General features: G+C 71.3%; 11 protein-coding genes and 1 pseudogene. 7 read left to right on the top strand and 5 right to left on the bottom strand.

The genetic code is table 11. The annotated features are described in order from the left end of the window. Positions 1–164: 164 nt before the first annotated feature. Positions 165–371, top strand: a pseudogene (locus tag GT042_RS20530) (hypothetical protein); the annotation flags it as partial. A gap of 206 nt (positions 372–577) precedes the next feature. On the opposite strand, the gene GT042_RS20525 reads toward GT042_RS20530, so the two are convergent. The 3 genes from GT042_RS20525 to GT042_RS20515 all read right to left on the bottom strand — a co-directional run bounded on the left by GT042_RS20525 (position 578) and on the right by GT042_RS20515 (position 3142). Then, entirely contained in the window at positions 578–1681 is a 1104-nt protein-coding gene (locus GT042_RS20525) for a trypsin-like peptidase domain-containing protein (protein ID WP_161310186.1), read from the bottom strand. Between the two features lie 76 nt (positions 1682–1757). Next, the gene (locus tag GT042_RS20520; protein ID WP_345943848.1) at positions 1758–2465 is read right to left on the bottom strand and encodes a methyltransferase domain-containing protein; all 708 of its coding nucleotides are present in this window, start codon (positions 2463–2465) and stop codon (positions 1758–1760) included. A gap of 86 nt (positions 2466–2551) precedes the next feature. Further along, positions 2552–3142 (bottom strand): DUF3043 domain-containing protein, encoded by a 591-nt coding sequence (locus tag GT042_RS20515; RefSeq protein WP_161310187.1) that lies wholly within the window; start codon positions 3140–3142, stop codon positions 2552–2554. A gap of 313 nt (positions 3143–3455) precedes the next feature. Between GT042_RS20515 and GT042_RS20510 the strand changes: the two genes are divergently transcribed. The 5 genes from GT042_RS20510 (at position 3456) to GT042_RS20490 (ending at position 10028) form a co-directional block, all read left to right on the top strand. Next, positions 3456–4241 (top strand): PspA/IM30 family protein, encoded by a 786-nt coding sequence (locus GT042_RS20510; protein ID WP_161310185.1) that lies wholly within the window; start codon positions 3456–3458, stop codon positions 4239–4241. A 9-nt stretch (positions 4242–4250) separates the two neighbouring features. Then, positions 4251–4532 (top strand): hypothetical protein, encoded by a 282-nt coding sequence (locus GT042_RS20505; protein ID WP_161310184.1) that lies wholly within the window; start codon positions 4251–4253, stop codon positions 4530–4532. A 162-nt stretch (positions 4533–4694) separates the two neighbouring features. Continuing rightward, positions 4695–5993: a sensor histidine kinase gene (locus GT042_RS20500; protein WP_161310183.1), complete on the top strand. Its 1299-nt coding sequence runs from the start codon at positions 4695–4697 to the stop codon at positions 5991–5993. Further along, positions 5990–6676 carry a response regulator transcription factor gene (locus GT042_RS20495; protein ID WP_161310182.1) on the top strand — a complete coding sequence of 229 codons (687 nt, stop codon included), beginning with the start codon at positions 5990–5992 and terminating at the stop codon, positions 6674–6676. Before GT042_RS20500 ends, GT042_RS20495 begins: the two co-directional genes overlap by 4 nt. A gap of 199 nt (positions 6677–6875) precedes the next feature. Then, positions 6876–10028 carry an efflux RND transporter permease subunit gene (locus GT042_RS20490; RefSeq protein WP_161310181.1) on the top strand — a complete coding sequence of 1051 codons (3153 nt, stop codon included), beginning with the start codon at positions 6876–6878 and terminating at the stop codon, positions 10026–10028. 92 nt (positions 10029–10120) lie between these two features. On the opposite strand, the gene nadA is transcribed toward GT042_RS20490, so the two are convergent. Further along, entirely contained in the window at positions 10121–11317 is a 1197-nt protein-coding gene (nadA, locus tag GT042_RS20485) for a quinolinate synthase NadA (protein ID WP_345943847.1), read from the bottom strand. Positions 11318–11575: 258 nt separating this feature from the next. Between nadA and GT042_RS20480 the strand changes: the two genes are divergently transcribed. Next, positions 11576–11932 (top strand): iron-sulfur cluster assembly accessory protein, encoded by a 357-nt coding sequence (locus GT042_RS20480; RefSeq protein WP_161310179.1) that lies wholly within the window; start codon positions 11576–11578, stop codon positions 11930–11932. Positions 11933–12045: 113 nt separating this feature from the next. Here the strand turns inward: GT042_RS20480 and GT042_RS20475 are convergent. Then, positions 12046–13265, bottom strand: a 1220-nt coding sequence (locus GT042_RS20475) for a hypothetical protein (RefSeq protein ID WP_161310178.1), incomplete at its 5' end; no start/stop codon positions are given.

Here is a 13265-nt window from a genome sequence, read left to right as displayed (position 1 = left end):
CAGGCGGCGCAGGGGCAGTCGGGGCGGGGGAGCCCGGCGGGGGCTCCGGTGCCGAGCAGAGTCAGTTCCACGGAGATGATCCTCCCGTGTCGCCTCGTACGGTGCGCGCCCGGCTACGCTGCGGGCAGGAAGCTGATCAGTTGGGCAGGATCCGGGAGGCGCACATGGCGTGGACGTGGCGGTTCGAGAAGTCCGACGGGACAGAGGTCCCGCCGGCGGTGGAGCCCGAGGAGTTCACCACGCAGGGGGACGCCGAGTCCTGGATCGGTGAGGCGTGGAAGGAGCTGCTCGCGGGCGGCGCCGACCAGGTGCACCTCTTCGAGGACAGCACCAAGATCTACGGCCCGATGAGCCTGCACGCGGACCAGGCCGACGCGCCCGACGAGGCGGAGCCCGAGGCCGACACGAAGGCCGGGACCGCGTCCGACGCGAAGGTTGCGGACCAGGCCACCGACCCGGCCGCCGACCAGGCCTGACGGGGTCCGGAGCGCGGGGCGCCCGGGGACCGGAAGGTCCACGGGCGCCCTTTCCCTTGCCCCGGAAGGCCGTGGGGCCCGTGCCCCGGAACGCCGTACGCCTACATCTCGCCGAGGGTGACGTTCGCCGTACGGGTCGCGCCCTGGCGGATGTACGTCACCTGGACCTTCTCCCCGGGGCTGTCGGAGGCGAGCGTCTCGGACAGCGACTGGATGGTGGTCACCTGGTCGGCGCCCACCTTGGTGATGATGTCCCCGGCCTTGATCCCCGCACCGGCCGCCGGGCCGTTCTTGGTGGTCGAGACGACCGCCACCCCGGCGGGCTGGAAGTCGGTGCCGAGGAACGTACGGCCGGTGATCCCCAGGGCCGCCCGGCCCGAGTTGGTGACGCGCCCGCTCTTGATGATCTGCCCGGCCACGTTCTGCACCGTCGACCCGGGGATCGCGAACCCGATGCCCGGCGCGGCGCTGTCGCCCTCCTGGGGGTCGGTCGCGGCCAGCGTCGGGATGCCGATGACCTCGCTGTCCAGGTTGACCAGCGCCCCGCCGCTGTTGCCCGGGTTGATCGCCGCCGACGTCTGCACCAGGTTGGCGATCGTCGCGCCCGTCCCGCCGCCCGAGTCGCTCTCGGTCACGGTCCTGCCGACCGCCGAGACGATGCCCTGGGTGACGCTGCTCGACAGGCCCAGTGGCGACCCCATGGCCAGGACGATCTGACCGACCGCCACCTGCGAGGAGTCGCCGAACTTCGCCGCCTTGAGACCGGAGGGGACGTTCGTCAACTTGATGACGGCGAGGTCCCCCTGCGGGAAGCTGGCGACCAGGCGCGCCTCCACCGGCTGCTCGCGGGTGGCGATGGTGACGGCGAAGGTCTTCTGGGAGCCCACGACATGGGCGTTGGTGACGATATGGCCCTGGGTGTCGAAGATGACGCCGGAGCCGAGGGCGTTGCCCGCGTCGATCTCGACGACCGACGGCAGGACGTTCTTGATGACGCTTTCGTAGGCGTTCTGGAGGTCGTTCTGGGCGCGCTCCACGGACGCGGCCCGGGCCGGGAGGTCCGCCCCCGCCACGTCGGCGGCCCCCGTGTCGTCGCGGGCCGAGTCGGTGCCCGAGCAGCCGGCGGCCAGGGCGACCGCGCAGATCCCGGCGGTCAGGGGCAGCAGCAGCCGGCGCGCACGGCCCCGGAGAAGGGAAGCATTCATGCCCGGAGTATCCCTTTTGTCCGCAGGGTGGCGCCTGCGGTACGCGGCCGATCAGGGGGTCCCCCCTCGCGCGGTCTCAGCCCCGTACGCCACACAGATGGAGCAGTGCGGCGACCCGCCGGTACGGCTCCGTCCGCCCCGCGCGGTCCTCCGCGGCCAGCAGCCGCTCCAGGTCACCGTCGTCCGGGGGCGGGGTGCCGTTCGGGGCGAGATCGGTGAAGACCCGTACCCCGTACCAGGCGTGCAGCGGCGCGGCGATCCCCGCGAGCGTCGCCGTCAGGGCGTCGAGCCGGTCCGCGCGGACCTGGACACCCAGGCGGTTGGTGTACGTGTCCGTGTCGAAGGCGTTCAGCGCCCCCGGCCAGTCCCCGGCGAGGCCGGGGCGCAGCGCGAGCGCGTCCGCGTTCCTCACCAGTAACGAGAGCAGACCGCCGGACGCCAGCATCCTGGCCAGCCCCGCGAGCATCGCGTCGGGCTCCTGGACGTACATCAGCACACCGTGGCACAGCACCACGTCGAAGCTGCCGGGCAGGAAGTGGACCCCGGTCTCCAGGCCGTCGCCCTCGATCAGCGTGACGCGCTCACGTATCCCCGCGGGCTCGCCCGCGAGCGCCTCGCGGGCCGTCGCCAGCATGTCCGCGTCGGACTCCAGGCCGGTCACCGTGTGCCCGGCGCGCGCCAGCCGCAGGGCCTGCGTGCCCTGGCCCATGCCGACGTCGAGGATCCTCAGCCGCTGCCCCACCGGGTAGCGGGCCGCGATCTGCTCGTCCAGCTGCCGTGCCACCAGCTCCTGGCGGACGACGTTGCGTACCCCTCCGAGCCCGGCGAGCCACCCCTTCGAGGCTCCCGCGAAACCGGAGACTCCGCTGCTCAGGGCCGCTGTCCGCGCTTGACCTGCGGCTTCGGCAGACGCAGGCGGCGCATCTGGAGCGTACGCATCAGCCCGTAGGCCACCGCGCCCCGCTTGGGGGTGTCGGGGAAGCGCTCCGCCAGCTGCTTCTTGAGCCGCAGCCACAGACCGATCGAGTCGACGACGATCAGCACGATCACGCCGAGCCACAGCAGCAGCGCGATGTTCTGGAGCGAGCCCACCCGGACCATGCTCAGGACCAGGATCACCACCGCGAGCGGCAGGAAGAACTCCGCCATGCAGAAGCGTGAGTCCACGTAGTCGCGGACGTAGCGGCGCACCGGGCCCTTGTCGCGGGCCGGCAGGAACCGCTCGTCGCCGCTGGCCAGCGCGGCGCGCTGGCGGGCCATGTCGGTGCGGCGCGCCTCGCGCTGCTGCTTCATGGCCGACTTGCGGTCGGTCGGCGTCGAGGCACGCCGCCGCTGCGACTGTGCCTCACTGCGCTTCGGGGTCGGGCGGCCCTTGGGGGCCTGCGGGTCGCGGGTCTGCGTGGAGAGGTCCGACGTCACCTGAGTGGCGGCCTTCTCTGTATTGGCGCGGCTACGGAACACAAAGCCCAAGGGTACGGGGTGTCGCGGTTGGACCCCACCCCCGCGGGGAACGATCCCGCAACAGCGGACGTCTCTACCGGTACAGACGCGGACTTTGTCCGTTCCGGGCCTGTTGTGCGCCTGTTGTGCGCATGGTGTACCTGAGTTTCCTCAGGGTCGCCTACTCCTCGCGCCTGACCGGATCGGGGAACAGTCGTCCTTGGGGAGGAGCGCATTCGCCTCCGAACAGTGCGGTAATAGAGACAGGGCCCGTACTGTGGGTTCTGTTGAAGTGCTGGATCTCACGTCCGTCAGAAGGGGGCGCGCGAAGCCCATGAGCGGTGTCATGAAGCGTATGGGGATGATCTTCCGCGCGAAGGCAAACAAGGCCCTTGACCGGGCCGAGGATCCGCGCGAGACCCTCGATTACTCGTACCAGAAGCAGCTCGAACTGCTCCAGAAGGTGCGGCGTGGTGTGGCCGACGTGGCCACCTCGCGCAAGCGCCTGGAGCTTCAGCTGAACCAGCTCCAGGGGCAGTCGACCAAGCTGGAGGACCAGGGCCGCAAGGCGCTGGCGCTCGGCCGCGAGGACCTGGCGCGTGAGGCGCTGTCCCGCCGCGCCGCGCTCCAGCAGCAGGTCACCGACCTGGAGACGCAGCACACCACGCTCCAGGGCGAGGAGGAGAAGCTCACCCTCGCCGCGCAGCGCCTCCAGACCAAGGTCGACGCCTTCCGTACGAAGAAGGAGACGATCAAGGCCACGTACACGGCCGCGCAGGCGCAGACCCGGATCGGGGAGGCCTTCTCGGGCATCTCCGAGGAGATGGGCGACGTCGGCATGGCGATCCAGCGGGCCGAGGACAAGACGGCCCAGCTCCAGGCCAGGGCGGGCGCGATCGACGAGCTGCTCGCGTCGGGCGCGCTGGAGGACCAGTCCGGGGTGGCGCGGGACGACATCGCCGCCGAGCTGGACCGGATCTCCGGTGGTACGGACGTGGAGCTGGAGCTCCAGCGCATGAAGGCGGAGCTCGCCGGCGGTTCGCCGCAGCAGGCGATCGAGGGCGGCCAGGGCGAGAAGCAGGACGCCCCCCAGAACCCGGACAAATTCAACAAACAGTAGGGGCTCGTCATGATCGTACGGATCATGGGGGAGGGCCAGGTGAAGCTGGCGGACAGCCACCTGGCCGAACTGAACACGCTGGACGACGAACTGCTGGCCGAGGTCAGGGGCGGCGACGAGGACGGCTTCCGCCGTACCTTCCACGCCCTCCTGGGCAAGGTCCGCGAACTGGGCGAGCCGCTGGCGGACGACGCCCTGGAGCCGTCGGGGCTGATCCTGCCGGCGCCGGGCGCGACGCTGGACGAGGTCCGCGCGCTGCTCAACGACGACGGCCTGATCCCGTCGGTCTGAACCGGTCGGGCCGGAAGACCTGAACGGGTCCGGCCGACAGACACCTCCGGTCAGGAGCACACCCCCGGCCCGCACCCCGGCTGCCCCACCCCCTCAGGGACGTGGGGCACCGCGCTTTCCGCGGCGGCTCCCGCGCTTTCCGCACCCCGTACCGTGGCTCAGGTGACGACGACCTCCCTGGGCACCGCGTTCACGCGCGCCCGAACCTGGGCCCGCGCGCACCCCCTCGCGCCCGACGGCGTCCTCGCCCTCGCCGTCTTCGTCGCCATGTTGGTCGGTTCCTTCGCCGACCCGAGCACCGGCCACAACACCCCCACCTTCGGCACCCGCAGCCCCACCGTCCTCAGCGTCTGCCTGATGCTCCTCGGCGCCGCCCTGATCGTCCTGCGCCGCCGCGCCCCCATGCCCGTGCTGCTGGGCATCGGCGCGGTCACCACCGTGGAACTGGTCACCGGCGACCCCCCGGCCCCCGTCGTCGTCAGCGCCGTCGTCGCGCTCTACACCGTCGCCGCCCACACCGACCGCCCCACCACCTGGCGCGTCGGCCTCGCCACCATGACCGTCCTCACCGCCGCCGCGATGTGCTTCGGCTCAGGACCCTGGTACGCCCAGGCGAACCTCGCGATCTTCGCCTGGAGCGGCATGGCGTGCGCGGCGGGGGACGCCGTACGGAGCCGGCGCGCTTTCATCGACGCGATACGCGAGCGGGCCGAACGCGCGGAACGGACCCGCGAGGAGGAGGCCCGCCGCCGCGTCGCCGAGGAACGCCTCCGTATCGCCCGCGACCTGCACGACGTCGTCGCGCACCACATCGCCCTGGTCAACGTCCAGGCGGGCGTCGCCTCCCACGTCATGGACAAGCGCCCCGACCAGGCCAAGGAAGCCCTCGCCCACGTACGGGAGGCCAGCCGCTCCGCGCTCAACGAACTGCGCGCCACCGTCGGGCTGCTGCGCCAGTCCGGCGACCCGGAGGCGCCCACCGAACCGGCCCCCGGACTCGCGCACGTCGACGGACTCCTGGAGACCTTCCGCAACGCGGGCCTGCCGGTCACCTTCGCGGCCGGCGAGGGCGTCCCGCGCCTGCCCGCCGCCGTCGACCTCGCCGCGTACCGGATCATCCAGGAGGCCCTGACCAACACGCGGAAGCACGCGGGCCCCGGCGCCAGGGCCGAGGTGAGTGTCGTACGGGTCGGCCCCACGGTCGAGGTCACCGTGCTCGACAACGGCGAAGGCACCGGCGAACCGGCCGACGGCGGCGGCCACGGCCTCCTCGGCATGCGCGAACGCGTCACCGCGCTCGGCGGCGCCCTCACCGCGGGACCCCGCTACGGGGGCGGCTTCCGCACCCAGGCCATACTCCCGGTGAAGGGGCACCTCCAGGCGGCCCCCACCGCGCCGCCCGCGCGGACCTCCGCCGCACCGCCGCCCACACCCACCGTGCCCACCGGGGAGACCGCATGACCATCAGGGTGCTGCTCGCCGACGACCAGACGCTGCTGCGCAGCGCCTTCCGCGTCCTGGTCGACTCCGAGCCCGACATGGAGGTCGTCGGCGAGGCCGCCGACGGCGCCCAGGCCGTCACCCTCGCGCGCGAACTGCGCGCCGACGTCGTCCTGATGGACATCCGGATGCCCGGTACGGACGGCCTCGCCGCCACCCGCATGATCAGCGCCGACCCCGAACTCGCCGGGGTGCACGTCGTGATGCTGACGACGTTCGAGGTGGACGAGTACGTGCTCCAGTCGCTGCGCGCGGGCGCCTCCGGCTTCCTCGGCAAGGGCGCGGAACCCGAGGAACTGCTCAACGCGATCCGGATCGCCGCCGCCGGCGAGGCACTGCTCTCGCCCCTCGCGACCAAGGGCCTGATCGCCACCTTCCTCGCCCAGGGCGGCAGTTCGGTGGACGACCGGGACGCGGCCGCCTACTCCGAGCGCCTCACCGCGCTCACCGTGCGCGAGCGCGAGGTCCTCGTCCTGGTCGCCGGCGGCCACTCCAACGACGAGATCGCCGAGCGCCTCGCGGTGAGCCCGCTGACCGTCAAGACCCATGTGAACCGGGCGATGGCCAAACTCGGCGCCCGCGACCGCGCCCAATTGGTGGTAATCGCGTACGAATCGGGCCTGGTCCGTCCAAGGGTGGAGTGACGCCACGCCGCCACGTACTCCAGACGCGGTATGCGGCGCGTAAGGAAATGGACCTACGGGCTACGCATCCGCCCCGGGGATGGCAGATCGTAGAGGAGGACGGCCGTCACCGTGCCCACACGGTGGGACCGTCCCCGCAGACTTCCCCGGTCGGGCTCCCGCGCCCACCCTGCCGCGTACACCACAGAAGAGAGACCCCATGTCCTGGCTGTCCAGATTCAGCCTCGCGCAACGGGCCCTGATAGGGCTGATGTCGATCATCGCGATCGTCTTCGGCGCGATCGCGATCCCTCAGCTCAAGCAACAGCTGCTGCCGTCCATCGAACTGCCGATCGTCTCCGTGCTCGCCCCCTACCAGGGCGCCTCGCCCGACGTGGTCGAGAAGCAGGTCGTGGAGCCCCTGGAGAACTCGCTCAAGGCCGTCGACGGCATCAGCGGTGTCACCTCCACCGCCAGCGAGGGCAACGCCGTCGTCATGGCCAGCTTCGACTTCGGCAGCGAGAACACCAAGCAGCTCGTCGCGGACGTCCAGCAGGCCGTGAACCGGGCCCGCAGCCAGCTCCCCGACACGGTCGACCCGCAGGTCGTGGCCGGCTCGACGGACGACATCCCGACCGTCGTCCTCGCCGTCACCTCCGACAAGGACCAGCAGGCGCTCGCCGACCAGCTGGACCGCTCCGTCGTCCCCGCCCTGGAAGGCATCGACGGCGTCGGCCAGGTCACCGTCGACGGCGTGCGGGACCTCCAGGTCTCCGTCACCCCCGACCCCAAGAAGCTCGCCGCGGCGGGCCTGAGCAACCAGGCACTCGCCGACGCGCTGCGGACCGGCGGCGCGACCGTCCCCGCCGGTTCCTTCGAGGAGGACGGCAAGAGCCGTACCGTGCAGGTCGGCGGCGGCTACACCTCGCTCCGGCAGATCGAGGACCTGCGGATCACCCCCCAGCCCGCCCCCGGCGGCGCGGGCCCGGCCAAGCCGGCGAAGCCCGTACGGCTCGGTGACCTCGCCACCGTCGAGCAGAAGCCGTCCACCGCGGTCTCCCTGTCCCGTACGAACGGCAGGCCCAGCCTCGCGATCGCGATCACGATGGACAAGGACGGCAGCGCCGTCGCCATCTCCGACGCCGTCCAGGACAAGCTGTCGGACCTGCGCGCGGACCTCGGCTCGGGCGCCACGCTCACCGTCGCCAGCGACCAGGGCCCGGCCGTCTCCAAGTCGATCTCCGGACTGACCACCGAGGGCGCCCTCGGCCTGCTCTTCGCGGTCATCGTGATCCTGGTCTTCCTGGGCTCGCTGCGCTCCACCCTGGTCACCGCGATCTCCATCCCGCTCTCCGTCGTCCTGGCGCTGATCGTCCTGTGGACGCGCGACCTCTCGCTCAACGTGCTCACCCTCGGCGCGCTGACCATCGCGATCGGCCGGGTCGTCGACGACTCGATCGTGGTGCTGGAGAACATCAAGCGGCACCTGGGCTACGGCGAGGAGCGCCACAGCGCCATCATCGTCGCGGTCAAGGAGGTCGCCGGCGCGGTCACCTCGTCCACCCTCACCACCGTCGCCGTGTTCCTGCCGATCGGACTGGTCGGCGGCATCGTCGGCGAGCTCTTCGGCTCGTTCTCGCTCACCGTGACGGCGGCGCTGCTCGCCTCGCTGCTCGTCTCGCTGACCGTCGTACCGGTGTTCTCGTACTGGTTCCTGCGCCCGCCGAAGGAATCCGTCGGTGTCGAACCCGCCGAGGCGCGCCGCCTGGCGGAGGAGAAGGAGAACAGGAGCAGGCTCCAGCGCTTCTACGTGCCGGTGCTGCGCTTCGCCACCCGCAAGCGCCTCACCAGCGTGGGCATCGCGGCCGTCGTGCTGATCGCGACGTTCGGCATGGCGCCGCTGCTCAAGACCAACTTCTTCGACCAGGGCGACCAGGAAGTCATCTCCCTGAACCAGGAGTTGCCGGCCGGTACCGGGCTCACCACGGCCGACGCCGCCGCGAAGAAGGTCGAGAAGGTCCTCGCGGGCATTGACACGATCAAGGACTACCAGGTCACGGTCGGCTCGTCCGGCTTCCTGGCGGCCTTCGGCGGCGGTACGGGCGCCAACCAGGCGTCGTACAACATCACGCTCAAGGATGCCTCGACGTACGAGGAGACCACCGACCGGATCGAGAAGGAGCTGGCCGGGGTCGACGGCATCGGCGACACCACGGTCTCGGCGGGCGGCGGCTTCGGCAGCCAGGACCTCAGCGTCGTGGTGAAGGCCTCGGACGGGGCGGTGCTCGAAAAGGCCGCCGCGCAGGTACGGGACGCCGTCGCGAAGCTGGACGACGTCACCGACGTCCAGAGCGACTTGGCGCAGAGCGTGCCGCGCATCTCGGTCAAGGCGACGCCCAAGGCGGCGGACGCGGGCTACAACGACGCGACCCTCGGCGCGGTGGTCGGCCAGGCCGTCCGCGGCACCCAGGCCGGTACGGCGATCCTGGACGACACCGAACGCGATGTCGTCGTCACCTCGGCCACCCCGGCCGTGACGATCGCCCAGCTCAAGAACCTGCCGCTGAACGGCGTCAAGCTCGGCCAGATCGCCGACGTGGCGCTCGTGCCGGGGCCGGTCTCGATGACCCGGATCGACGGCGCCCGCGCGGCGACGATCACGGCCAGGCCGACCGGTGACAACACCGGCGCGGTCAGCGCCACGCTCCAGTCGAAGATCGACGCGCTGAAGCTGCCGGTCGGGGCGACCGCCTCCATCGGCGGTGTCTCGCAGGACCAGGACGACGCGTTCGTCAACCTGGGGCTCGCCATGCTGGCGGCCGTCGCGATCGTCTTCATGCTGCTGGTCGGCACCTTCCGGTCGCTGATCCAGCCGCTGATCCTGCTGGTCTCCATCCCGTTCGCGGCGACCGGCGCCCTCGGCCTGCTGATCGTGACCGGGACCCCGCTGGGCGTCCCGGCGATGATCGGCATGCTGATGCTGATCGGCATCGTGGTCACCAACGCGATCGTGCTGATCGACCTGATCAACCAGTACCGCAAGCAGGGGCTCGGCGTGGTCGAGGCCGTCGTCGAGGGCGGCCGTCACCGGCTCCGCCCGATCCTGATGACGGCCCTGGCGACGATCTTCGCGCTGCTGCCGATGGCCCTGGGCATCACCGGCGAGGGCGGCTTCATCGCCCAGCCGCTGGCGGTCGTGGTGATCGGCGGTCTGATCTCGTCGACGATCCTGACGCTGCTGCTCGTACCGACGCTGTACGCGATGGTGGAGCTGCGCAAGGAGCGCCGGGCGGCCAAGAAGGCGGCCAAGCGCGGCCCCGAGGCGGGGCCCGCCCCGTCGGAGCCCTCGGCTCCGGAGCCCGCGAAGGTCTGACCGACCGGTCCGGCACACATGACACCGCCCCCGGAGCAGCTGCTCCGGGGGCGGTGTGCTGTGCGGTGTCATGCGGTCGTACGGGTACGTGCCTACGGCAGCGACAGCATCCGCTCCAACGCCAGCCGGGAGAAGTCCGCCGTCTCCTTGTCGACCTGGATCCGGTTGACCTCGTTGCCCTCCGCCAGCGACTCCAGCGTCCACACCAGGTGCGGCAGGTCGATGCGGTTCATGGTGGAGCAGAAGCAGACCGTACGGTCGAGGAAGACGATCTCCTTGTCCTCGGCGGCGAAACGGTTCGCCAGCCGCTGGACCAGGTTCAGCTCCGTACCGATCGCCCATTTCGAGCCGGCCGGGGCCTCCTCCAGCGCCTTGATGATGTATTCGGTCGAGCCCACGTGGTCGGCGGCGGAGACGACCTCGTGCTTGCACTCCGGGTGCACCAGGACGTTCACCCCGGGGATCCGCTCCCGTACGTCACGGACGGACTCGACCGAGAACCGGCCGTGCACCGAGCAGTGACCGCGCCACAGGATCATCTTGGCGTCCCGCAGCTCCTGGGTGGTCAGGCCGCCGTTCGGCTTGTGCGGGTTGTAGAGGACGCAGTCCTCCAGGGACAGACCCAGGTCCCGTACGGCGGTGTTGCGCCCCAGGTGCTGGTCCGGCAGGAAGAGGACCTTCTCGCCCTGCTCGAAGGCCCAGTTCAGCGCGCGCTCGGCGTTCGAGGACGTGCAGATCGTGCCGCCGTGCTTGCCGGTGAAGGCCTTGATGTCCGCCGACGAGTTCATGTACGAGACGGGCACGACCTGCTCGGCGATCCCGGCCTCCGTCAGGACGTCCCAGCACTCCGCGACCTGCTCGGCCGTCGCCATGTCGGCCATGGAGCAGCCCGCCGCCAGGTCCGGCAGTACGACCTTCTGGCCAGGACCGGTGAGGATGTCCGCCGACTCGGCCATGAAGTGCACCCCGCAGAAGACGATGTACTCCGCCTCGGGGCGGGCGGCGGCGTCCCTGGCGAGTTTGAAGGAGTCACCGGTGACGTCGGCGAACTGGATGACCTCGTCGCGCTGGTAGTGGTGGCCGAGGACGAACACCTTGTCCCCGAGCTTCTCCTTCGCCGCGCGGGCGCGCTCCACCAGATCCGGGTCGGACGGGGAGGGCAGATCGCCGGGACACTCCACACCCCGCTCGCTGCGGGGGTCGGCCTGGCGGCCGAGCAGCAGCAGGGCGAGGGGAGTCGGCTGGACGGCCAGGTCCTGCTGGGGTTGGGCGGTGGTCACGTCACGCACCCTTTCTTCTCTGCGAACGAGCCTTCTCGTCTATTTGACGTTATCTATCATAACCGCTTCACGTCACTTTGACGATGGCGATAGCGTCGATGTGACGCATTCCCGTTCGGGAATCCCGCGAAGGCTCCCGCTCCCGTTCCGCGACCCCGTGTGCGAGCATGAAGAAGGGAATGACACACGCCAGGGTCCGGAATGAATCCGCGGCCGCGCCGGTTGCAGTGTCGGCAAGCAGTCCGTACCAACCCGGGAGAGAAGCAGATGTCCGTATCGGACGACACCAAAACCGTGAGCGACGGCATCCTCCTGTCGGATGCAGCCGCGGGCAAGGTCAAGGCCCTGCTGGACCAGGAAGGCCGGGACGACCTCGCGCTGCGCGTGGCTGTCCAGCCCGGCGGCTGCTCGGGCCTCCGCTACCAGCTCTTCTTCGACGAGCGCTCGCTCGACGGGGATGTCGTCAAGGACTTCGGCGGCGTCAAGGTCGTCACCGACCGGATGAGCGCCCCCTACCTGGGCGGCGCCTCCATCGACTTCGTCGACACCATCGAGAAGCAGGGCTTCACGATCGACAACCCGAACGCGTCGGGCTCCTGCGCCTGCGGAGACTCCTTCAGCTAGTACGGCCGGTCCGGCCCGACCGGACCAGCACCGAAAGGCGGCGGCCCCGACCGGGACCGCCGCCTTTCGCATGCGCGTGACCACGGGACCGTACGGGCCCCGCGTCGCCCCGCTCAGCCTCGCGGCACCGACTCACCCGTGGCCGCGTTGACCACACCCCGCTCCCGGAGCGGCGCCTTGAGCGTGACCTCCGCCGTCCGCTCCTTCGCCATCGCCACACACACCCGGTCCGGGTCGGGATCCGCCTCGACCACGCTCACCTTCACGTCAGCGCCCTTCTCGTCGGCCCGCGCGGTGTACGAGCCGCACACCCCGGCCCAGAAGCGCACGGTCAGGGTCGTGCCCTCGGAGTCGTACGAGATCATGGGGCGCAGCGCCCCACGGGTGCCGTCCGGATCGACAGCCCCCGACCCGCCCCCGCCCGGTGCCTCCTTGTGCGGCGGTACGGAGGGTGCCGCCGGCGCGGTCAGGAACTCCGGCGCCACCGCCGTCCTGGTCACCGTGTACGGCTCCGCGCCCCCGCCGGGCGCCACCCGGAACAGCCACGCGGGCACCAGCGCCGGCCTGCCGCCCTCGGCCTCCAGGGCGAGCCCGAAGACCGCCCGGTCGATCACCAGCGGCTCCGGGGCGGCCGGCCCCGTGCCCGGCTCGCACGGAGCGGCCGGCTTCATCTCGCCCTCCAGCGGCTCCGCCGTCGCACAGCCGCCGATCCCGGACCCGGGCGGCCCGCCGGCCGTACGGTTCAGCTCCGCCAGGGCCGCGTCCGCCCCGACCACCGGGTACTCCCGGTCCCGCTCCGGGGCCTTGAGCTGCCCGCTGCCGCCCGTCACCGTGCCGTCCGCGCCGACCTGGATCCCCGTCGACCAGCCGTACGTGGGCAGCCCGCCGACCACCGGATCCGCGTTCACCACCCGGACCGCGCCCATCAACTGCCGCGCGTCCAGCTTCGCGTCGTCCTGGCCCAGCGCCTTGAGCACCGGGGCCGCCGCCTTCTTCGCCGCGGACTCGCTCACCGCGGGCCCCTCACCGGCCGCGAGGTCCCCGCTCGGGCAGCTCTTGCCCTTGAGGCAGTTGTCACCGCCCGGCGAAGGACCGAAGCGCGCGAACGTCCACGTCCCCGGAGCCTGCTTCTCCACCCGCAGCAGCGGCCCCGAACCGTCCTGGTCCGTGCCCACCTTCCAGGCCGTCCCGTCCGTGCGCGGGGTCCCCGCCACACCGAGCGCCGCCGCCAGCCTCGCCACGTCCGCCACGGCGACCGTGCCGTCCGTACGGTAGACGGGCGCCGCGTCCGGTCCGTCGGGCAGCTCCGCCGAGGCGCGGTACGTCACCCCGT

The organism is Streptomyces sp. SID3212, from assembly GCF_009865405.1.
Classification (GTDB): Bacteria; Actinomycetota; Actinomycetes; order Streptomycetales; family Streptomycetaceae; genus Streptomyces.
This window is presented reverse-complemented; position numbering and strand designations above follow the sequence as displayed.